Here is a 19243-nt window from a genome sequence, read left to right as displayed (position 1 = left end):
ACGCAGCAGTGCAGCAAAATGGCCGCAGCGGCCGCCGGCACGGGCGCGCGGCGCCGCAACATGCGATCCTAGGCACATGTCATTGCTCATCGAACGCGCCCGTTACCACCTTTCGGCCCACAACGTGCGGCAGCTGCCGCCCGACGAAGGGGCTGAAGTGGCCTTCGCCGGCCGCTCCAACGCCGGCAAGTCCAGTGCGCTCAACGCGCTGACCCGCCAGAACGCCCTGGCCCGTGTCTCCAAGACCCCCGGCCGCACCCAGCAGCTGGTGTTCTTCCAGGTCACCCCGGAAGCGCATCTGGTCGACCTGCCCGGTTACGGCTACGCCAAGGTGCCGCTGGACCTGCAGGCGCACTGGCAGGCCTTCATTGACAAGTATTTCCGCACCCGCGAGGCCCTCAAGGGCCTGGTGGTGGTGATGGACATCCGCCACCCCCTGAAGGACTACGACCGGCAGATGCTGTCCTATGCCGTGCAGCGTGGCCTGCCGGCGCACGCGTTGCTGACCAAGGCCGACAAGCTCAGCCGCAGCCAGCAGATGCAGTCCCTGCAGAAGGTGCGCAAGGAGCTGCAATCGGCTTACGGTGACAGCGTCAGCGTGCAGGTGTTCTCCGGCGAAGACCGTACCGGCGTGGACGAAGCCCGCGGCGTGATCGGCGGCTGGCTGGGGCTGGAATAAGGCATTTACGGTCGCCCGGCTGGCAGCCGGGCGCTACCGGGCAGCCGGGCGCTACCCGATCGGGTGGGTGCCGACCTTGGTCGGCACACCCTCACAACGGCGAATACTCCGCCGGCACCCACGCATAGGCCTGGCCCTCGCCACGCACATGGCCCAGGCCCGGGAACGGCAGGTGCGCACCGGCCACCCACCAACCGTTGGCGGTGGCCTGCTGCAGCAGCCCGCGACGGCTGGCGATGGCCGCCTTGCGGTCCGAATCGGCCTCGAATGCCGCTTCCGGGTGCGCGAACTGCACCGCATGGAAGTGCAGCACATCACCCCACACCAGCAGTGACTGGCCCTGGCTGTCGAACCGGTAGGAGACATGGCCGGGGGTATGGCCGTGGGTGTCCATCGCCACCGCGCCACCGGGCAGGGCATCGCCGGGGCTGAACGTGCGCAGGTGGCCGCTGGCCTGGTAGGGCGCGACCGCGTTGCGTGCCAGCGGGAAGGCGAAGCGCACGCCCTTCGGCGCCGTGGCCTCGCTGGCCGGGCTGAGCCAGTAATCGGCATCGGCCTTGGACAGCCACACCGTGGCATTCGGGTAGGCCGGCTTGCCCTGCGCGTCGAGCACGCCGCACAGATGGTCCGGGTGGGCGTGGGTCAGCAGCACCTCGTCCACCTCGGCCGGGTCCACGCCGGAGGCGCGCAGGTTGCCCAGCACCTGGCCCAGGCCGGGGCCGAAGCACTGCGCGGTGCCGGTATCGACCAGGGTCAGGTGGTTGCCCTGGCGCACCAGGAAGGCGTTGATCGCGGTCTGCAGGCCCTTTTTGTCTTCCGGTACGTAGCGGCCTTCCAACAGGCGGCTGACCAGTGTCGGCGGCACGTCGACCACTTCCTGCCGGCCCAGCGCGACCACGCCGTCGAACAGGGCGGTGACCTGCAGCGCACCAACGCGCTGGTGGTAGACGCCGGGCACCTGCTGGGTGGGAGCGGGCGAGGTGGCTTCGGCCAGTGCAGCCAGCGGCAGGGACGACAGGGCCAGCAGCAGGGCGCCGCGCAGCGGCAGGGGACGCAGGATCATGGCGGTTCTCGGTGGATGACGGGCGGTTCCGTTGTGCCCAGCGTGCCGTGGCCGGCGTGTGCACGGCGCTCAAACCACTGCGCGGAATGCTCAGGGAAGGGGGGGCTGCAGGGCTGCGCCCTGCACCCGCAGAGGCAACGGCAACGGCCGAAGCAACAGCAACAGCGACAGCGGGCTATCTGGGATGGCGGGGTGGGTCCGGTTGCGGGAGACGCCGTAAACCCCGCTCCGCGGTCCGGCCCAGTCGCTGGCGGCTGGGCGTTCGGGCGCTTGCGAAGCAGTGCTTCGCAAGCAAAGCGCCCTCACCCATGGGGGCTTGGCCGCGGCATCCATGCCGCGGACACTCGCAACCGGACCCACCCCGCCTTCGACAGTTTTCCGCGATCTGTCAGCTCGCGGGGTCAGATCCGTTTTCCGGAGGAAAACGGATCTGACCCCACGAATTTCATTCGATAACTGACAGATGTGTCGACCAAGGTCGACACCTACCAACAGCCGCCGGAATCTGTCGAAGGCGGGGCACTGTGGGTTTGCGGGGTGTGAGCCGCATGGATGCGGCGACCAAGCCCCCATGGACGGGTTTACGGCGTCCCCGCAAACCCACAGTGCCCCGCCATTCCACGGAATGCACGCCGTTGCTGCTGCTGTTGCTTCGGCTGTTGCTGTTGCCTCTGCGGGTGCAGGGCGCAGCCCTGCCGAACCCCCTCAAATATCTGTGGGAGCCAGCCCGTACTGCTCGGCGAAGCGCTTGCTGAAACTGGCCGCAGACCGGTAGCCCGCGCGCGCGGCCACGGTCTTCAACGGCAGGTCGGTGGTGTAGAGCAGCTGCATGCCATGTGCCAGCCGGGCCTCGGTGAGCAGCTGGCGCAGGCTGGTGTCCTCGGCCGCCAGGCGACGGCGCAGGGTCGCGCCGCTCAGCGCGAACTGCGCTTCCACATCGCGTGATTGCCAGTCGCGTGCTGGTTCGGCGGCGATGCGGTCGCGGATCTGTTCGCCCAGGCTCGGTGCCTGCGGCAGCAGCAGGTTGCCGTGGCCCTGTCGGCACAGGGTCAGCACCAGCGAGGCCAGGGCCAGCCGCGCGTCGCTGTAACGGCCGTCCTGCAGCGATTGCCGCCACTGGCGCAGCACCGCGCCATGGTCGATCAACGGCAGTCGCGCCATCGCCTGGCCGGGGGCGGGAAGCTCTTCGTTCCAGAGCGTACGCGCCGCCGCCAGCACTTCGGTGCAGAGCGGCACGATGGCACTGAGGTAGCGGCCGCTGCAGGGATCGGGGGTGTTGACCACGTCGATGCGGCACCGCTGGGTCAGCAGCAGGATGTCGCCGGGAACGAACGTCAGCGACTGGTGTGCGGTACGTACCTGCTTGCGGCCTTCCAGCAGGATCGCGAACTGCGGTTGCGGAACCTCCACCGAGCTGGCGCCATGCTCGCGGCGTGCGGTGATGCAGGCATAGCCCTCGGCGCGCCCGCAGCCGGCCAGGCTGGCCATCTCGGCCAGCAACGCAGTGGCCGCTGGCAGCATGCCGGTCATGACACCTGGGCACCGAACAGGCGACCGACGCCGGCCGCCGCAGCCATCGCCAGCGCGCCCCAGAACATCACCCGGACCGCGCCGCGTACAGGCGGTGCGCCCCCGGCCTGGGCCGCCACCGCGCCGGTCAGGCACAGGCCGAGCAGGGTGCTGGCCGTGGTCATCAACGCAACCTTGTCGGTCGGCGCGAGCAGGGCGGTCAGCACCGGCAGCGCCGCACCGCAGGTGAACGCACCGGCCGAGGCCAGCGCCGCCTGCAGCGGGCGCGCGCGCAGGGTGTCAGTGATGCCCAGCTCATCGCGGGCGTGGGCACCCAGTGCATCGTGGGCGGTAAGCTGTTCGGCCACCTGCCGGGCCAATGCAGGCTCCAGGCCGCGGTGGCGGTAGATCGCGGCCAGCTCCTCCAGTTCGCTGTGCGGGTCTTCGCGCAGCTCGCGCTTTTCCATGGCCAGGTCGGCCGCTTCGGTGTCGGCCTGGGTCTGCACCGACACATACTCGCCGGCGGCCATCGACATCGCGCCGGCCACGGTGCCGGCCACGCCGGTGGCAAGGATAGTGGTGGCGGAGGCGCCGCTGGCCGCCACGCCGACCACCAGGCCGGCCACCGAGACGATGCCATCGTTGGCCCCCAGCACGGCGGCACGCAACCAGCCGACGCGCTCGGAGCGGTGCAGTTCGGGGTGTCGCGAATGACGGTTCATGACGCCGAGTGTACGAGGGTCAAGAGGGCGTCGGTAGGATGCTGAAACCCGTCACCGTCGCATGACGCAACGGGGTGCCACGCTATAGTGCGCCCTTGCGATGGAAGGCCGCGAGCCCCACATCCCCCGCCACCGTCCAGCGAGCCTTCCCCTTGTCGAGCCCCAGCCACGTCGCCGATACCCCCATTACCGACCGCTCGCAGCTGGTGGAGGTGATCGCCTCCGGCGAGAAGCCCCGCGCGCAGTGGCGCATCGGCACCGAGCACGAGAAGTTCGGGTTCCGCCTGGATGACCTGCGCCCGCCGACCTTCGAGGGCGAGCGCGGCATCGAAGCGTTGCTCAACGGCCTGGTCCGCTTCGGCTGGGAGCCGGTGCAGGAAAACGGCAGCACGATCGCGCTGCTGCGCGACGGTGCCTCGGTGACGCTGGAACCGGCCGGTCAGCTGGAGCTGTCCGGCGCGGCGCTGGAGACCATCCACCAGACCTGCGTGGAGACCGGCACCCACCTCAACGAAGTGGCACAGGTGGCCGGCGAACTGCAGCTGGGTTTCCTCGGCATGGGCTTCCAGCCGAAGTGGAAGCGCGATGAAATGCCCTGGATGCCGAAGGGGCGCTACAAGATCATGCGCTCGTACATGCCCAAGGTCGGTTCGCTGGGCCTGGACATGATGACCCGCACCTGCACGGTGCAGGTGAACCTGGACTACGCCACCGAAGCGGACATGGTGAAGAAGTTCCGCGTGTCGCTGGCGCTGCAGCCGATAGCCACCGCGCTGTTCGCCGATTCGCCGTTCACCGAAGGCAAGCCCAACGGCTACCTGAGCTACCGCTCGCACATCTGGACCGACACCGACGCCGACCGCACCGGCATGCTCGACTTCGTGTTCGAGGATGGTTTTGGTTACGAGCGCTATGTCGACTACCTGCTCGACGTGCCGATGTATTTCTCCTACCGCGATGGCATCTACCACGACGCCAGCGGGCAGAGCTTCCGCGATTTCATGCAGGCCAGGCTGCCGGTGCTGCCGGGTGCGCTGCCGACGCTGCGCGACTGGTCGGACCACATGACCACCGCGTTCCCGGAAGTGCGCCTGAAGAAGTACCTGGAAATGCGCGGTGCCGATGGTGGCCCGTGGAGCCGCCTGTGTGCGCTGCCGGCATTCTGGGTGGGCCTGTTGTATGACGACACCGCACTGGATGCCGCCTGGGACCTGGTACGCGATTTCACCCTGGCCGAGCGCCATGCACTGCGCGACGGCGTGCCGAAGCATGCGATGAACCTGCCGTTCCGCAATGGCACGGTGCGCGACCTGGCCCGCGAAGCGGTGAAGATTTCCGTCGAAGGCCTCAGGCGCCGTGCGGCGCGCAATGCCGACGGCCAGGACGAGAGCAAGTTCCTGGACGTGCTGCAGGAGATCGTCGAATCCGGCCTGACCCCGGCCGAGCGCAAGCTGGCGCTGTTCCATGGCCGCTGGCACGGCGACGTCGATCCGGTGTTCCGCGAGTTCGCGTACTGAGTGGATTGCGGTAGTGTCGGCCGCTGGCCGGCAGATGTATGGGGTTGCCGGCCAGCGGCCGGCACTACCAGAAGAAAAACCCCGGCATTGCCGGGGTTTTTCTTTTTCGCATCTGCCCTGGATCAGGCGGCGTTCTGCATCGTCGCCATGTCGATCACGAAGCGGTAGCGCACATCGTTCTTCGCCATGCGCTCCCAGGCTTCGTTGACGTTCTTGATGTCGATGATCTCGACGTCGCTGACGATGCCGTGCTCGGCACAGAAGTCCATCATTTCCTGGGTTTCGGCCATGCCGCCGATTGCCGAGCCGGTCAGGTGCTTGCGGCCGAAGATCACGCTGCCGCCGGTCAGCGGCGGGTCCAGTTCGGTCAGCACGCCGACCAGGCACATGGTGGCCTCGCGCTTGAGCAGGCCCATGTACGGGTTGGTGTCATGGCCGACCGGGATGGTGTTGAGCAGGAAGTCGAAGCTGCCGGCGTGCGCCTTCATCTGCGCGGCATCGCGCGAGACCAGTACCTCATCGGCGCCCAGGCGCTTGGCATCGGCACCCTTTTCCGGCGTGGTGGTGATCATCACGACGTGCGCGCCCAGTGCCTTGGCGAACTTCACGCCCATGTGGCCAAGGCCACCGAGACCGATCACGCCCACCTTCTGCCCCGGGCCGACCTTCCAGTGGCGCAGCGGCGACCAGGTGGTGATGCCGGCGCACAGCAGCGGGGCGGCCGCCTTCAGGTCGAGGGTGTCGGACACCTTCACCACGAAGCGCTGCTCGACCACCACGTGGTCGGAATAGCCGCCGTAGGTCGGCGCGCCGGTTTCGCGTTCACGGCCGTTGTAGGTCCAGGTCGCGCCTTCGGCGCAATATTGCTCCAGATCGTGCTCACAGGCGTCGCAGTGGCGGCACGAGTCGACCATGCAGCCGACGCCGGCGTGGTCGCCGACCTTGAAGCGGGTGACGTTGCTGCCGACTTCGGTCACCCGGCCGATGATCTCGTGGCCCGGCACCATCGGGTAGATCGAGCCACCCCAGTCATCGCGGGCCTGGTGCAGGTCGGAATGGCAGATGCCGCTGTAGAGGATCTCGATGCGCACGTCGTCCGGGCCGACCGCGCGGCGTTCGAACTCGTACGGGACCAGCGGGTCGGTATGGGAATGGGCGGCGTAACCACGGGCGAGGGACATGGGGAATCCTTGGCAGGGTTTATCGAAAGGCGTTTTACAATACGCCCCGCAACCAGCAGCAAGAAGCGCGGATATCGGCATGATTCATCAAGTGAAACTGCACAATCGTGGCCACTGACAACCTCTCCCACCTGGCCGCGTTCGCCGCGGTCGCCCGCCACCGCAGCTTCCGCCGTGCCGGCGCCGAGCTGGCGCTGTCGACCTCGGCGGTGAGCTACGCGATCCGCGCGCTGGAGGAACGGTTGGGGGTGGGCCTGTTCCATCGCACCACCCGCAGCGTGGCCCTGACCGAGGCCGGGCAGCGCCTGCTGGAGCGCCTGCAGCCGGCGTTGGGGCAGGTGCACGACGCACTGGAAGAATTGAACCACTTCCGCGCAGCCCCGGCCGGCCTGCTGCGCATCAACGCCACCCGCGCGGCGGTACCGACCCAGTTGGGGCCGAGGCTGGCGCGCTTCCTGCACGCCCATCCCGACGTGCGGGTGGAGCTGACCGAAAATGACGGCCTGGTCGACATCGTCGCCGAGGGCTACGACGCCGGCGTGCGCCTGCATGAGTTCGTGCCGGAGGACATGGTGGCGGTGCCGATGGGGCCGCCACTGCGCGGGCTGATCGTCGGCTCGCCGGACTACCTGCGGCGTCGGCCGGCACCGCAGCATCCGCGCGACCTGGCCGCGCACGAATGCATCCGCTTCCGCTTCGCCAGTGGGCACCTGTACAAGTGGCAGTTCGAGCGCGATGGGCAGGCGCTGGAGATCGACGTGCCCGGGCGGTTGACCCTGTGCGAGCAGGGCACGATCGTGCGCGCCGTTCTGGATGGCATCGGCCTGGCGTACGTGCTGGAAGACACGGCAAGGCCGTACATCGAATCGGGGCAGATGGTGGCGGTGCTGGAAGACTGGAGCGAGCCGTTTGCCGGCTTCGCGCTGTACTACCCGAAGCAGCGGCAGATGCCGGGCGCGTTGCGTGCGTTCGTGGATATGTTGCGCGAGTGAGTTGCGATGGATGACGTGGTGCCGACCAACGGTCGGCACCCACCGGGGCAGGCCATTGCCAACCAACGGTCGGCACCTGCCGGGGCAGGGCGTTGCCGATCAACGAATCGACATCGGCCGGTAGATCCACGCCATGCGTGGATGGCACCACGCTACGGCCCTTGCAACACCGGCGCCAACAACGCCACGCACTCACGCAGATGCATCTCCACCGGCGCATCCTCGGCCACCACGCCGATCACGCGTTCGCGCAGCGGCTCGGCCACGGCCATCGCCAGGATCAGCCGCGCCATGCATGCGGAATCTCCCTCGCGCAGCAGTCCACGCTGCTGCTGACGTGCCAGCCAGTCGGCCAGCAGCGCACGGCCGCGTTCGATGCCGTTGTCGAGGTAGGCCTGCAGCAGCGCGTCCTTGCCGGGGAAATCGGTGGCCAGCAGGCGGAACACCTGCACCGCCTGCGCCGATAGCGCCTGCGTGCACACCGCGTGCAGGATGTCCTGCAGCAACGGCACGACCTCTTGGGCATTGCGCGCATCACGCTGCAGCTTTGGCGCGAAGCCGTCGGTCCACTCACGCACCGCCAACCCGACCAGCTCCTCGCGGTTGCTGGCATGGCGGTAGACGGTCTTCTTCGCCACCCCGGCGTGCGCCGCCACCGCTTCAATGGTGGTGGCCTCGTAACCCTGTGCCAGCAGCAGCTCCAGCGTGGCCTGCAGCACCGCGTGGCGGACTTCGGCTTCCGGTCGCGCAGGGCGGCCACGGCGGCGGGTCGGTGATGTGGGCGCGGGCAGGGTGGTGCTGTTCATTGCGCCCATCTTACCGCACCCGATTAATTGCGAAACGGAAAGCGTTTCCTTATTGTCGGGTCTCCCAACCCGTAGGAGACTCCCATGGATACCGCTGTGAACGCTCGCCCCTGGCTGGACCACCACGATCTGCTGGACCCGGCGCCGATGCATCTGGAAACCGGCATCCAGCGCCGCGAAGACGGCACGCTGCTGGTGGCGGTGCGCACCGATCTGCACGGCTGCAAGGGCCGCATGCTGGACTGGTGGTTCACCTTCTTCGAGACCACCCAGCACATCCGCTGGTGGCATCCGGTCGATCATGTCGAGCATCGCGGCTGGGACGCGGCCTGGCAGCGCGGGCGCAGCTACCACGGCGCCAGCATCCATGCGGTGGAATCGCTCGCTGACATTCCGCCGGTGTCGGCGCGCCTGAAGTTCCATGACCCGCGCACCTTGCTGGTGCCCGAACGCCTGCAGGCGGCACAGGATGCAGGCCATGTATCGGCAGTGATCGCCGCGCGCATCGGCTTCGGTGATCACGTGCGTCTGGATGTACAGGGCGATCCCTGCGATGGGCAGATGCTGCATGTGGCGCGCGATACGCCGTTTGGCTGCGTGCTGCGCAGCCGCTTCGTGCTCGGCCTGGACAGCGCCGATCCGCGTCGCGATGCCGGCGACGCGGTCGGCCTGGGCCTGCTCAGGCACTGCTATACGGAGTTCAGTTTCCTGTCGCGGCTGCTGCCTTCGCTGTACTACGGCGAGCGCGCCAACGGCGAAGCAGTGCCGTTGCCGTGGTGAACGGCGCGCCGGTCATTCAACCAGTGCATCGTAGCCTTCGCCACTGAACTGGATCAGGCAGAAGCCATGCCCGAACGGATCGGCCAGTACGGCGATGCGTCCCCAACGACGCTCGCGCACGGACTGCTCGAGTGTCGCCCCGGCCGCAACTGCACGTGCCAGCGCGGCTTCAATGTCATCCACCACCCAGTCCAGGTGCAGCGGCGTCCAATGACGCTCGTAGTCGCGCACGTCGCCGTCTTCCGTGGCGGCGCTGCCGGCGTCGTTGTGCAGCAGGTAGAGCGGCGTTGGCCCACCGAGCAGCTCCACGGCGCCCGGGCCGAGACGGCGGCCGATGCGCAGGCCGAAGGCCCGGATGTAGAAGTCTTCGGCGGCGGCCAGGTCGGGCACGTCCATGTTGACGATGAAGCTGTGGGCAGTGGCGTTCATGGTAGCGATGGGCGGCATCCGGTGGTCGCAGTCTAGTCCTGCCGCGTGGTGCCGCCGGTTCATCTCCTGCGCGGATTCGGGCAAGCTGGGCGGTCTCCATCGACAAGGACATCCATGAGCGCGCTATCCGGCATCGAACAGGCCACGGGCCAGACCTTCCCGCCCCTGTTCAAGCAGTTGCATGCAGCGGGTCGGTTGAGCTGGGGTGCTCCCCATCCGGAATGGTCCGAGGTGGTATTCCCGGCGCTGCAGGCAGAACCGCCGGTGCTGCTGTACGCCCAGGACTATGAGCCGTTGGAGGACGATGAACTGCTCGAGGCGTGGCAGGAGCTGACCGCGGAGGATCATTACAATCCCCTGCGCACTGACCTGCAGTTGCTGCCCTTTGCGCGGACCGGCGCGGGTGACAGTTACTGTTTCTGGAGCAACGCGCCCGGTTTCAGCGAACCGCCGGTGGTGATGGTGTGGCATGACGACGACCGTGCCGACGTGCTGGCCGCCAGCTACCAGGATTTCGTGTTCCGCAAGATGGTCGAAGCGGTTGCCGACTACCAGCGGCCGTACACACTGCTGTCGCACGGCGAGCTGGCCGGGAATCTGCAGCGCTGGCTGCAGACTCACCATTCCTTCCTGCGCGGCGACCAGTATGCGGCATTGCAGCGGCTGTTCGCCCGCGTTGACGATATTGAAGAAGGGAACTTCAGCGAAGACGAGGCACAGGCCATCGTCGCTGAAGTGATCGGCTTCGAGCGGTTGGACGAGTCGTTCGCCTACGTGCGCGAGGACGCCTGAGGGCTGGGGTCGGATCCGGGCGCAGCGTGGCTCTGACTCCTTGTTCGCCGAACAGGGGTCAGAGCCCTTTCCGTTGGAAGGGCATCCGACCCCGTGCGGGCCCCGTGCGGGATCAGTCTGCGGCCGGGTAATCGAGATAGCCCGCCTCGCCGCCCCCGTAATAGGTGCTGCGGTCGGGCGTGGCCAACGCGATGTTGCGCTGCAGGCGTTCGACCAGATCCGGGTTGGCGATGAACGGCTGGCCGAACGCGGCAAGGTCGATGGTGCCGGCCTCGACCAGCTGCAGGGCGCGTTCGCGGGTCATGCCGCCGGCCAGGATCACGGTGCCACCGTAGGCCTGCTTGAACTGCTGCAGGAAGGCCTCGCCCAGCACCGACTGGCCCGCCTGCTGGTTGTCGTTGAGATGCACATAGGCCAGGCCGCGCTTGCCCAGTTCCTCGGCCAGGTACAGATAGGTGGCCTCGTTGTCGGGGTAGAACGGCATGTCGAAGGTGAGATTGTTCGGTGCCAGGCGCACGCCGATGCGCTGCGCACCGATGCGCTGGGCCATCGCATCGACGGTGTCCAGGATCAAGCGCGCGCGGTTGGGCAGCGAGCCGCCGTAGTGATCTTCGCGCTGGTTGATGACCGGGTTGAGGAACTGTTCGAACAGGTAGCCGTTGGCGGCATGCAGTTCGATGCCGTCGAATCCGGCGGCGATGGCGTTCTCTGCGCCGCGCACGAAGTCGTCGACGATGCCGGGGATCTCTGCGGTCTCCAGTGCACGTGCCGGGGTGGGATCGGCGTGGCCGCGGCTGCCATCGTCCAGGTACACGAACGAGGTGTTCTTCGGTGCGCTGGCCACCGGGCGGGTACCGGCGCTGACCGGTTGCCCACCGTCGGGCTGCAGCGAGGAATGCGACATGCGGCCGACGTGCCAGAGCTGGGCGAAGATCGTGCCCTGTGCGGCATGCACCGCCTCGGTGACGAGCTTCCACCCGGCCACCTGCTCGGCCGACCAGATACCCGGGACGTCAATGTAGCCCTGGCCCTGCGGCGAGACCGGGGTGCCTTCACTGATGATCAGGCCGGCGCTGGCGCGCTGCCGGTAGTACTGCGCGGTGAGTTCGTTGGCGACCGCACCGGGGTTGCGGGCGCGGGTCATCGGGGCCATCGCGATGCGGTTGCGCAGGGCGGTGCCTGCCAGATCGAAGGGGCGGAACAGGGCGGCGATCATGTCGGTCATCTGGGTGTGGGGGAAGGCGCCAGCGGCGCGATGCACACAGGATGGAGTTGACATGCGGACGCATAAAGCGCTTCGATCTCCCTGGGCGCGGGACTATTTGTCCCCAATGGAGCGTGATAGATGCTGCCGCTGGAATCGTTGAATGGCCTGGTGACCTTCGTCACCACGGCCCGCTCAGGCAGCTTCACCGAGGCTGCCGACGCGCTGGGCATCTCGCGCTCGGCAGTGGGCAAGGCCATCGCCCGGCTGGAAGCGCGGCTGGGCGTGCGCCTGTTCCACCGCACCACGCGGCGCATCGCGCTGACCACCGATGGCGAGGCGTACTACGCATCGTGTGCGGCGGCGCTGGAAGAAATCTCCGCCGCCGAGGCCTGCCTGGGGTCGGCCGGCCTGCCCAGCGGACGGCTGCGCATCGACATGCCGTCCTCATTCGGGCGGCTGGTGGTGCTGCCCGTGCTGCTGCGCCTGTGCCGGCAGTACCCGGACCTGCAACTGACGATGACCTTCACCGATCATTTCGTCGATCCCGTCGAAGAGGGCATCGACCTGCTGATCCGCTTCGGCGGATTGCACCAGGCCGAGCACCTGGTGGCGCGGCGGCTGGGTCGCCAGCGCCTGGTCACCTGCGCATCGCCGGAGTACCTGCAGGCGCATGGCGTGCCAGCGACCGTGGAGGAACTGGCGCAGCATCGCAGCATCGTCGGCTTCCGCCATGGGCAACCGGTGGCGTGGCGGATTGGCAGTGATGACGCCGAGGGAACATTCATCCCGAACGCGGCCTACCAGCTCAACGATGGTGACGCGGTGATCGATGCGGCCATCGCAGGACTGGGCATCTGCCAGATGCCCATTTCACTGGTACGCCGACATCTGGAATCCGGCGCGCTGCACTCGGTGCTGGATGCGCACATGCAACGGCATATCGACATCCATGCGCTGTGGCCACCGACCCGGCACCTGCGGCCGAAGGTGCGCTATGTGGTGGATGAACTGGCGCGGCTGGCGGGTGAGGGCTTGTTCGATTGAACCGGCACGATTGAGCGGGATGGTTGCCTGTGTATACTATCCCCCAGTATAGTTTCGAGGTGGCCTGGTCATGCCGCACTCCCCCGAAGAGAAGAAGAAGGTCCTGGCCCGCGTGCGCCGCATCCGTGGCCAGTGCGATGCGCTGGACCGCGCGCTGGAAGCTGGCGCCGACTGCGGGCCGGTGCTGCAGCAGATCGCCGCCATCCGTGGCGCGGTCAACGGCCTGATGTCCGAGGTGATGGAGGCCCATCTGCGCGAGGAGTTCGGGCAACCCGCCGCCTCCGACGAACAACGCGCCGAACGCGTGCGCGACATGAGCGCGTTGATCCGTTCGTACCTGAAATAAACGACGGCGCAACATGGCGCCGCCCATCCTGTCATTGCCTGTCTCTGGAGAGTCCACCATGAAGTCCCGTGCCGCCGTCGCCTTTGGTCCCGGCCAGCCGCTGCAGATCGTCGAGATCGACGTCGCCCCGCCGAAGAAGGGCGAAGTGCTGGTGAAGATCACCCACACCGGTGTCTGCCACACCGATGCGTTCACGCTGTCCGGCGATGATCCGGAAGGCCTGTTCCCGGTGGTGCTGGGCCATGAAGGCGCCGGCATCGTGGTTGAAGTGGGCGAGGGCGTGACCAGCGTCAAGCCGGGCGACCACGTGATTCCGCTGTACACCGCCGAGTGCGGCGAGTGCCTGTTCTGCAAGAGCGGCAAGACCAACCTGTGCGTGGCCGTGCGCGCGACCCAGGGCAAGGGCGTGATGCCCGATGGCACCAGCCGCTTCAGCTACAACGGTGAGCCGCTGTACCACTACATGGGTTGCTCGACCTTCAGCGAGTACACCGTGGTGGCCGAAGTGTCGCTGGCGAAGATCAATCCGGAAGCAAACCCGGAACACGTCTGCCTGCTCGGTTGCGGTGTCACCACCGGCATCGGCGCGGTGCACAACACCGCCAAGGTGCAGGAAGGCGACAGCGTGGCGGTGTTCGGCCTCGGTGGCATCGGCCTGGCGGTGATCCAGGGTGCGCGCCAGGCCAAGGCCGGCCGCATCATCGCGGTGGACACCAATCCGTCCAAGTTCGAACTGGCGCGCGAATTCGGCGCCACCGACTGCATCAACCCGAAGGACTTCGATAAGCCGATCCAGCAGGTCATCGTCGAGATGACGACCTGGGGCGTGGACCACAGCTTCGAGTGCATCGGCAACGTCAACGTGATGCGCGCGGCGCTGGAATGCGCGCACCGTGGCTGGGGCCAGAGCGTGGTGATCGGCGTGGCCGGTTCGGGCCAGGAGATCTCCACCCGTCCGTTCCAGCTGGTGACCGGCCGCAAGTGGATGGGCACCGCCTTCGGTGGCGTGAAGGGCCGCAGCCAGCTGCCGGGCATGGTCGAGGATGCGATGAAGGGCGATATCGAACTGGCCCCGTTCGTCACCCACACCATGGACCTGGACAAGATCAACGACGCCTTCGACCTGATGCATGAAGGCAAGTCGATCCGTTCGGTGGTCCACTACTGAGCCGCGGCGTGGGCTGGTTCGACGCCCTGCGCAGGCCGCGTGCGGAGGATCCACGCGCGGCCCTGGTCGACCCGATCGAGCAGGCGCTGCGCGCGCTGAGCTGGGTCGAGGGCGACGTGGGTCCACCGCGCGCGGTGGACTCGCCCTTCGGCATTGATGAAATGCCGTTCGAGCACTGGCTGGCACAGGTATTCCTGCCGCGCCTGCACGAAGCCCGCGCCGACGGCCTGTGGCCACCGCGCAGCGACGTGGCGGTCGCGGCGTATCGCAACCTGGACGGCCAGCCTGGCGTCGAATCGTTGCTGCGCCTGCTGGCACAGCTGGATGAACTGATCAACCAAGGCGTCCACGCCGGGCGTGGATAAGCCGACCAAGGTCGGCATCTACCAGAAGCACGCGTGCGCTGACGCGCCGCGCAGGAGAGCACCATGGAACGCATTGAACACCGCGCCTGTTTTGGCGGTTGGCAGGATGTCTACCGCCATCATTCGACCACGCTGGGCTGCGACATGCAGTTCGCCGTGTACCTGCCGCCGCAGGCGGAAACGCAGACGCTGCCGGTGCTGTACTGGCTGAGCGGGCTGACCTGCACCGAGCAGAATTTCATCACCAAGGCGGGCGCGCAGCGCTATGCGGCCGAACACGGCGTGATCATTGTCGCGCCTGATACCAGCCCGCGCGGTGATGACGTGGCCGATGCCGAAGGCTACGACCTGGGCAAGGGCGCAGGGTTCTACCTCAACGCCACCCGTGCGCCCTGGGCGAAGCACTTCCGCATGCATGACTATGTAGTGCACGAGTTGCCGGCGCTGATCGAAGCGGAGTTCCCGGCGACCGGCGCACGCGCCATCAGCGGGCACTCGATGGGCGGCCACGGTGCGCTGGTGATCGCGCTGCGCAATCCGGGGCGCTACCGCAGCGTGTCGGCGTTCTCGCCGATCGTCGCGCCCAGCCATGTTCCGTGGGGGCAGAAGGCCTTCCACGCCTACCTTGGCGACAACCCGGCCGACTGGGCGCAATGGGACGCCTGCGCGTTGATTGCCGCGGCCAGCGAGCGCCTGCCGTTGCTGATCGACCAGGGCGAGGCGGACGAGTTCCTGCAGACCCAGCTGCAGCCGCAGCGCCTGCAGGAGGCCTGCGCCGCTGCCGACCATCCGCTGACCCTGCGCCTGCAGCCCGGCTACGACCACAGCTACTACTTCATTGGCAGCTACATCGGCGAGCACATCGCCCACCACGCCCGCGCCCTGCAGGGCTGAGCCCCCGGGAAAAAGGGGACGGAAAAAGGGGACGGAGGGGATTAAGTCGCATTTGCCGCTGTGCCGCAAACGACTTAATCCCCTCCGTCCCCTTTTTCAGCGATGGATCACACCCTCGTGGCGTCGCCCCGCGCTATCGTGCGCGTAGACGGCCTTGCGGATCGGGGGATGCATGCCGGTAGTGCTGGCGCTGCTGTATCTGCTGTGCCATGGCCTGGTGCTGGCCTTGTGGCCTGGTCCGGCCGGGGTAGGCTCCTTCGTTTTCCTGACCGGTGCCCCGTTGCTGGCGGCGGCCGCCTGCCTGTGGCGGGCCCGCCGCGACCGCGCGGCACTGGGGTGGCGCGCCACGGCATTGGCGCTGCTGCTGTGGGCCGGCGGCATGGCGTTCAACATGATCGACGCCCTGGGCGCCGGGCGTGCCGATTTCACCCCGCGCGCAAGCCTGTTCCTTTACGTGCTCTACGGTGTGCCCCTGGTGTTCATCCTGGCCAGGGCGCGCCGGGAACGGGTCAGCATCAGCCTGATCGATGCGGCCATGGCGGCGCTGCTGGGCGTGCTGTTCTTCGTGCACGCGCAGTCGTTCGCCGCCCGCGTTGACATCGACGACCACGCGTTGTCCAACATGCAACGCATGTTCGATATCCAGAACCTGTGCATCGCCGTGTTCGCGGTGGTGCGCTGGCTGGCCGGCGACGTTCCCGAGCGGCGTACCTTTTTCCGCGCGCTGGCGATGTATGCGGCGACCTACCTGTTGGTGGCGTATTACATCAACCACTACACCTCCGGTGATGCGTTCGGTGCCTATGCCGATCTGCTGATCGATCTGCCGTTCCTGCTGCTGGCGCTGCTCGCACTCAGCCAGGCACCGGCGCGGGTCCTGACGCCGCATCCGCGGATGGCGCGCACGGTGCAGGCGGCGGGCCCGATGATCCTGCCGCTGCTGCTGCTGGTGGTGGGCACCCTGGTGGTCGACCATGCCCGGCCCCTGGCCGTGAGCGGTTTCGTGGTGGCGACGCTGGGGTTCGGCCTGCGCAGCATCCTGCTGCAGGTGGACCTGATGGAACGGCAGGCCTCGCTGGACCAGCTGGCGCGCCAGGATGGCCTGACAGGCGTGGCCAACCGGCGCGAGTTCGACGCGCTGCTGCTGGCCGAGTGGAATCGCGCACGGCGCAGTGGCACCGAGCTGGGCCTGCTGCTGTTGGATATCGATCATTTCAAGGCCTTCAACGACCGCCACGGCCATCCCGCCGGCGACCGCTGCCTGCAGGCCGTGGCAGCGGTACTGAAGGCGAGCGCCGGTCGCGCCGGTGACAGCGTCGCACGTTATGGCGGCGAGGAATTTGCGGTGATCGTGCCCGGAAGCGCGCTGTCGGGCGTTCTGGCGCTGGCCGAGCGCCTGCGCCAGGCGGTGGAAGCGCTGCCGTTGCCGGAAGGATCGGTCAGTATCAGCATCGGCGTGGGTTACCTGCATCCGCCGGCTCTGGCCAGTGCCGATCAGTTGCTGGCAGACGCCGATGCCGGCCTGTATGCCGCCAAGCGGGCTGGCCGCAACCAGGTGATCCTGCATGCGCACGTGCTGGATGACGAGGGCAGCACGCACGGAACGATGGACTGCTGAGCAGCTCTCTGCATGCGATCACACGCGGGGCGCGACGGCTTATCGCTGCCGCAACCAGCCGGTCGGATCGAGCAGCCTCAGCCCGACCGGTGACAATGAGCGCTGCCGCAACGGCAGGTTTGCCGCCTGCACGGCCATCGCACAGCGTGCCAGTTGCCGGCGCAACGGTGCCAGCGTGTCGTCTTCGCGGGGCCGCGCATGCCGCCATTGTGCGATGCGCAGCAGGCAGACCAGCAGGTCCAGTTCACTGGCGGCAATGAAGGGAGAGCCGGCCGGCAGCAGATCGATCGGAGCGGCGGGGGTGGCCAGCAGCGGCAGCAGGCCGATGAAGGCGTCGCAGCCCTCCTGGCCAAGCCCGAGTCCGCTCAGCTGGGCAAGGCCATCGGCCTGCAGATCGGGGTCGCGCAACTGCCGTATCGCGCCCAGCAGCGCCTGTTCGCCCCGGCCGAACTGACGGCCGAAGGTGCGGTAGTTGACCCGGGTGGGAAACAACGGGGAACGGGAGGCCATGGTGGCTAGGGTTGGGGGTCGCGGGTTTCCACCAGCACCGGACAGGGCGCGTGGTCGATGGTCCATTGCCCGATCGAGGGTTCGAACAGGCGTTCCAGCCGGGACAGGTGGCGATGGCCGATCACGATCAGGTCGCACTCCAGGCGCCGGGCCTGCTCGCTGATGACTTCGCCGGGATCGCCGGAGGGGATCTGCGCGATGGCATCGACGCCGCGCTCGCGCAGTTCGGCCAGGGCTTCGGCCAATACTGCCTCGGCGCGGGAGCGCTGGCGGGCGGCTTCCGGATACTCGGTGCGATCGGCTTCGCTGGCATCGGCCGCCAGCGCGAATTCGGGGTCGAGCACGCACAGCAGGTGCAGGCGGCTGTGGGGGCCGGCGATGGCGGCGGCCAGGTCCAGCACGCGTGCGTGCTGGGGGCCACCATCCAGGGCGACCAGCAGGGTAGTGAACATGGATGTCTCCTTGGCAGGACGGGGATGGTCGCCGATGTCACCGCGCGCACCCATGCCGTGCGCGGCAGTCAATGAATGCGTCGAACGCAATCCACGGTGGTCGCAAGTGCCGTAGAGTCATCTGATTTACTGGAGACTGTCATGCCCCTGCCGGACCTGAACCTGTTGCTGGCACTGGACGTGCTGATTGACGAATGCAGCGTGGCCGCCGCCGCGCGCCGCATGAACCTGAGCGCGCCGGCGATGAGCCGCACCCTGGGCCGGATCCGCACTGCGCTGGGTGACCCGGTGCTGGTGCGTGCCGGCCGCGGTCTGGCGCCCACGCCCCGCGCGCTGCAGCTGCGCGAGCAGGTCCGCGATGTGATCGAGCAGGCCCACCGCGTCTTCAACGCTGGTCGTGAAGTGGACATGCGCGTGCTCGAGCGAACCTTCAGCGTGCGCGCCAATGATGTCTTCATCGGTGGATTTGGCGGTCGGCTGCGCGAGATCTTCCGCCAGCAGGCACCGCGCGCGGTGCTGCGCTTCGTACCCGAGGGCGATACCGACGATGATGCGATGGCGCAGGGCCGGATCGACCTGTACATCAGCACCGCCGGCAAGCATGCGCCCGATACCAAGGTGCAGAACCTGTTCAGTACCTCGTTCATGGGCGCCGCGCGCGAGGACCATCCACTGTTCGACGAGGAGATCAGTGCAGAGCGCTTTGCCGCGTGCGACCACATCGCGGTGTCGCGCCGTGGCCTGCCGCGTGGGCCGATCGATGATGACCTGGCCACGCTCGGCCTGCAGCGCCGCGTGGCGCTGATCAGCCCGACCTTCCACGGTGCGATCTTCGCGGCGGCCGAATCAGACCTGATCCTGCCGCAGATGCCAAGCGTGATGCTGGAGCGGATCGTCAGCATGCGCCTGCCGCTGCGCCTGTTCCCGCTGCCGATCCCGGTGCGTACCGCGGCCATCGTGCAGGCCTGGCATCCGCGGCTGGACAACGATGCCGCGCACCAGTGGCTTCGCCGTTCGATCAAGACCATGTGCGAGCGCGTCGAGGACGCCCACCGCTGAGACCCGCAGGCGTGCGCTGGACGCACGCCTGGGGTGCCGGCGACGCCATTTTTCACAGGGTACCGGCTCCCTAGACTGCGCTCCCCGGAGTTTCACTGAGCGCATTCCAA

21 protein-coding genes are annotated in these 19243 nt (G+C 67.6%); 12 read left to right on the top strand and 9 right to left on the bottom strand.

Going from position 1 to position 19243, the window contains the following annotated elements; genetic code table 11:
• The first annotated feature begins 76 nt into the window (after positions 1 to 76).
• Complete coding sequence (yihA, locus tag ACT6SE_RS17855; RefSeq protein ID WP_005411022.1) at positions 77 to 679, top strand: ribosome biogenesis GTP-binding protein YihA/YsxC; 603 nt, start codon at positions 77 to 79, stop codon at positions 677 to 679.
• Positions 680 to 770: 91 nt separating this feature from the next.
• On the opposite strand, the gene ACT6SE_RS17850 is transcribed toward yihA, so the two are convergent.
• The 3 genes from ACT6SE_RS17850 to ACT6SE_RS17840 form a co-directional block, all read right to left on the bottom strand.
• The gene (locus ACT6SE_RS17850; RefSeq protein WP_046432495.1) at positions 771 to 1742 is read right to left on the bottom strand and encodes an MBL fold metallo-hydrolase; all 972 of its coding nucleotides are present in this window, start codon (positions 1740 to 1742) and stop codon (positions 771 to 773) included.
• 705 nt (positions 1743 to 2447) lie between these two features.
• Positions 2448 to 3272: a helix-turn-helix transcriptional regulator gene (locus ACT6SE_RS17845; RefSeq protein ID WP_032960690.1), complete on the bottom strand. Its 825-nt coding sequence runs from the start codon at positions 3270 to 3272 to the stop codon at positions 2448 to 2450.
• Entirely contained in the window at positions 3269 to 3973 is a 705-nt protein-coding gene (locus ACT6SE_RS17840) for a VIT1/CCC1 transporter family protein (protein ID WP_014648397.1), read from the bottom strand. The genes ACT6SE_RS17845 and ACT6SE_RS17840 overlap by 4 nt, the downstream gene beginning before the upstream one ends.
• A 152-nt stretch (positions 3974 to 4125) precedes the next feature.
• Between ACT6SE_RS17840 and ACT6SE_RS17835 the strand changes: the two genes are divergently transcribed.
• On the top strand, positions 4126 to 5490 hold the full coding sequence (locus ACT6SE_RS17835) for a glutamate--cysteine ligase (RefSeq protein WP_046432492.1): 1365 nt from the start codon (positions 4126 to 4128) through the stop codon (positions 5488 to 5490).
• A gap of 122 nt (positions 5491 to 5612) precedes the next feature.
• On the opposite strand, the gene ACT6SE_RS17830 is transcribed toward ACT6SE_RS17835, so the two are convergent.
• The gene (locus ACT6SE_RS17830; RefSeq protein ID WP_014648395.1) at positions 5613 to 6671 is read right to left on the bottom strand and encodes an NAD(P)-dependent alcohol dehydrogenase; all 1059 of its coding nucleotides are present in this window, start codon (positions 6669 to 6671) and stop codon (positions 5613 to 5615) included.
• 107 nt (positions 6672 to 6778) lie between these two features.
• Between ACT6SE_RS17830 and ACT6SE_RS17825 the strand changes: the two genes are divergently transcribed.
• Positions 6779 to 7663, top strand: coding sequence for a LysR family transcriptional regulator (locus ACT6SE_RS17825; RefSeq protein WP_046432489.1), 885 nt, complete (start codon positions 6779 to 6781; stop codon positions 7661 to 7663).
• Between the two features lie 152 nt (positions 7664 to 7815).
• On the opposite strand, the gene ACT6SE_RS17820 is transcribed toward ACT6SE_RS17825, so the two are convergent.
• Entirely contained in the window at positions 7816 to 8478 is a 663-nt protein-coding gene (locus ACT6SE_RS17820) for a TetR/AcrR family transcriptional regulator (RefSeq protein WP_046432486.1), read from the bottom strand.
• 75 nt (positions 8479 to 8553) lie between these two features.
• Here ACT6SE_RS17820 and ACT6SE_RS17815 point away from each other — a divergent pair, with 75 nt between their 5' ends.
• Complete coding sequence (locus ACT6SE_RS17815; RefSeq protein WP_046432484.1) at positions 8554 to 9249, top strand: DAPG hydrolase family protein; 696 nt, start codon at positions 8554 to 8556, stop codon at positions 9247 to 9249.
• A 12-nt stretch (positions 9250 to 9261) separates the two neighbouring features.
• Here the strand turns inward: ACT6SE_RS17815 and ACT6SE_RS17810 are convergent, their stop codons facing one another.
• Positions 9262 to 9678, bottom strand: coding sequence for a VOC family protein (locus ACT6SE_RS17810; protein WP_014648391.1), 417 nt, complete (start codon positions 9676 to 9678; stop codon positions 9262 to 9264).
• A gap of 114 nt (positions 9679 to 9792) precedes the next feature.
• On the opposite strand from ACT6SE_RS17810, the gene ACT6SE_RS17805 reads away from it, so the two are divergent.
• Complete coding sequence (locus ACT6SE_RS17805; RefSeq protein WP_014648390.1) at positions 9793 to 10470, top strand: SMI1/KNR4 family protein; 678 nt, start codon at positions 9793 to 9795, stop codon at positions 10468 to 10470.
• A 112-nt stretch (positions 10471 to 10582) separates the two neighbouring features.
• Here ACT6SE_RS17805 and ACT6SE_RS17800 read toward each other — a convergent pair whose 3' ends face one another.
• On the bottom strand, positions 10583 to 11686 hold the full coding sequence (locus ACT6SE_RS17800) for an alkene reductase (RefSeq protein ID WP_046432506.1): 1104 nt from the start codon (positions 11684 to 11686) through the stop codon (positions 10583 to 10585).
• Between the two features lie 129 nt (positions 11687 to 11815).
• On the opposite strand from ACT6SE_RS17800, the gene ACT6SE_RS17795 reads away from it, so the two are divergent.
• The 6 genes from ACT6SE_RS17795 (at position 11816) to ACT6SE_RS17770 (ending at position 17112) form a co-directional block, all read left to right on the top strand.
• On the top strand, positions 11816 to 12721 hold the full coding sequence (locus ACT6SE_RS17795) for a LysR family transcriptional regulator (RefSeq protein ID WP_046432481.1): 906 nt from the start codon (positions 11816 to 11818) through the stop codon (positions 12719 to 12721).
• Positions 12722 to 12791: 70 nt separating this feature from the next.
• Positions 12792 to 13067 carry a formaldehyde-responsive transcriptional repressor FrmR gene (frmR, locus tag ACT6SE_RS17790; RefSeq protein ID WP_005411009.1) on the top strand — a complete coding sequence of 92 codons (276 nt, stop codon included), beginning with the start codon at positions 12792 to 12794 and terminating at the stop codon, positions 13065 to 13067.
• A 58-nt stretch (positions 13068 to 13125) separates the two neighbouring features.
• Positions 13126 to 14235, top strand: a complete 1110-nt coding sequence (locus ACT6SE_RS17785; protein ID WP_032960685.1) for an S-(hydroxymethyl)glutathione dehydrogenase/class III alcohol dehydrogenase — start codon at positions 13126 to 13128, stop codon at positions 14233 to 14235.
• An 8-nt stretch (positions 14236 to 14243) separates the two neighbouring features.
• Positions 14244 to 14600, top strand: coding sequence for a YqcC family protein (locus tag ACT6SE_RS17780; protein WP_046432478.1), 357 nt, complete (start codon positions 14244 to 14246; stop codon positions 14598 to 14600).
• 63 nt (positions 14601 to 14663) lie between these two features.
• Entirely contained in the window at positions 14664 to 15494 is an 831-nt protein-coding gene (fghA, locus tag ACT6SE_RS17775; protein ID WP_046432476.1) for an S-formylglutathione hydrolase, read from the top strand.
• Positions 15495 to 15666: 172 nt separating this feature from the next.
• Complete coding sequence (locus ACT6SE_RS17770; protein WP_046432473.1) at positions 15667 to 17112, top strand: GGDEF domain-containing protein; 1446 nt, start codon at positions 15667 to 15669, stop codon at positions 17110 to 17112.
• 39 nt (positions 17113 to 17151) lie between these two features.
• Here the strand turns inward: ACT6SE_RS17770 and ACT6SE_RS17765 are convergent, their stop codons facing one another.
• Together ACT6SE_RS17765 and ACT6SE_RS17760 are read right to left on the bottom strand one after the other, a co-directional pair.
• Positions 17152 to 17622: a hypothetical protein gene (locus ACT6SE_RS17765; protein WP_046432471.1), complete on the bottom strand. Its 471-nt coding sequence runs from the start codon at positions 17620 to 17622 to the stop codon at positions 17152 to 17154.
• A gap of 5 nt (positions 17623 to 17627) precedes the next feature.
• Positions 17628 to 18074 carry a universal stress protein gene (locus ACT6SE_RS17760; RefSeq protein WP_046432504.1) on the bottom strand — a complete coding sequence of 149 codons (447 nt, stop codon included), beginning with the start codon at positions 18072 to 18074 and terminating at the stop codon, positions 17628 to 17630.
• Positions 18075 to 18215: 141 nt separating this feature from the next.
• On the opposite strand from ACT6SE_RS17760, the gene ACT6SE_RS17755 reads away from it, so the two are divergent.
• Complete coding sequence (locus ACT6SE_RS17755) at positions 18216 to 19133, top strand: LysR family transcriptional regulator (protein ID WP_014648381.1); 918 nt, start codon at positions 18216 to 18218, stop codon at positions 19131 to 19133.
• The last annotated feature ends 110 nt before the right edge of the window (positions 19134 to 19243 follow it).

It is taken from the genome of Stenotrophomonas sp. LC732 (assembly GCF_052446685.1).
Classification (GTDB): Bacteria; Pseudomonadota; Gammaproteobacteria; order Xanthomonadales; family Xanthomonadaceae; genus Stenotrophomonas; species Stenotrophomonas muris.
The sequence above is the reverse complement of the archived record's forward strand: the minus strand, read 5'-3'. Positions and strand labels throughout refer to the sequence as shown.

Bases quoted from the DNA above. Each gene is read 5' to 3' on its own strand.
- yihA (WP_005411022.1), top strand. From the start codon at position 77: ATGTCATTGCTCATCGAACGCGCCCGTTACCACCTTTCGGCCCACAAC.
- ACT6SE_RS17850 (WP_046432495.1), bottom strand. From the start codon at position 1,742: ATGATCCTGCGTCCCCTGCCGCTGCGCGGCGCCCTGCTGCTGGCCCTG.
- ACT6SE_RS17845 (WP_032960690.1), bottom strand. From the start codon at position 3,272: ATGACCGGCATGCTGCCAGCGGCCACTGCGTTGCTGGCCGAGATGGCC.
- ACT6SE_RS17840 (WP_014648397.1), bottom strand. From the start codon at position 3,973: ATGAACCGTCATTCGCGACACCCCGAACTGCACCGCTCCGAGCGCGTC.
- ACT6SE_RS17830 (WP_014648395.1), bottom strand. From the start codon at position 6,671: ATGTCCCTCGCCCGTGGTTACGCCGCCCATTCCCATACCGACCCGCTG.
- ACT6SE_RS17820 (WP_046432486.1), bottom strand. From the start codon at position 8,478: ATGGGCGCAATGAACAGCACCACCCTGCCCGCGCCCACATCACCGACC.
- ACT6SE_RS17815 (WP_046432484.1), top strand. From the start codon at position 8,554: ATGGATACCGCTGTGAACGCTCGCCCCTGGCTGGACCACCACGATCTG.
- ACT6SE_RS17810 (WP_014648391.1), bottom strand. From the start codon at position 9,678: ATGAACGCCACTGCCCACAGCTTCATCGTCAACATGGACGTGCCCGAC.
- ACT6SE_RS17805 (WP_014648390.1), top strand. From the start codon at position 9,793: ATGAGCGCGCTATCCGGCATCGAACAGGCCACGGGCCAGACCTTCCCG.
- ACT6SE_RS17800 (WP_046432506.1), bottom strand. From the start codon at position 11,686: ATGATCGCCGCCCTGTTCCGCCCCTTCGATCTGGCAGGCACCGCCCTG.
- ACT6SE_RS17795 (WP_046432481.1), top strand. From the start codon at position 11,816: ATGCTGCCGCTGGAATCGTTGAATGGCCTGGTGACCTTCGTCACCACG.
- frmR (WP_005411009.1), top strand. From the start codon at position 12,792: ATGCCGCACTCCCCCGAAGAGAAGAAGAAGGTCCTGGCCCGCGTGCGC.
- ACT6SE_RS17785 (WP_032960685.1), top strand. From the start codon at position 13,126: ATGAAGTCCCGTGCCGCCGTCGCCTTTGGTCCCGGCCAGCCGCTGCAG.
- fghA (WP_046432476.1), top strand. From the start codon at position 14,664: ATGGAACGCATTGAACACCGCGCCTGTTTTGGCGGTTGGCAGGATGTC.
- ACT6SE_RS17770 (WP_046432473.1), top strand. From the start codon at position 15,667: ATGCCGGTAGTGCTGGCGCTGCTGTATCTGCTGTGCCATGGCCTGGTG.
- ACT6SE_RS17765 (WP_046432471.1), bottom strand. From the start codon at position 17,622: ATGGCCTCCCGTTCCCCGTTGTTTCCCACCCGGGTCAACTACCGCACC.
- ACT6SE_RS17760 (WP_046432504.1), bottom strand. From the start codon at position 18,074: ATGTTCACTACCCTGCTGGTCGCCCTGGATGGTGGCCCCCAGCACGCA.
- ACT6SE_RS17755 (WP_014648381.1), top strand. From the start codon at position 18,216: ATGCCCCTGCCGGACCTGAACCTGTTGCTGGCACTGGACGTGCTGATT.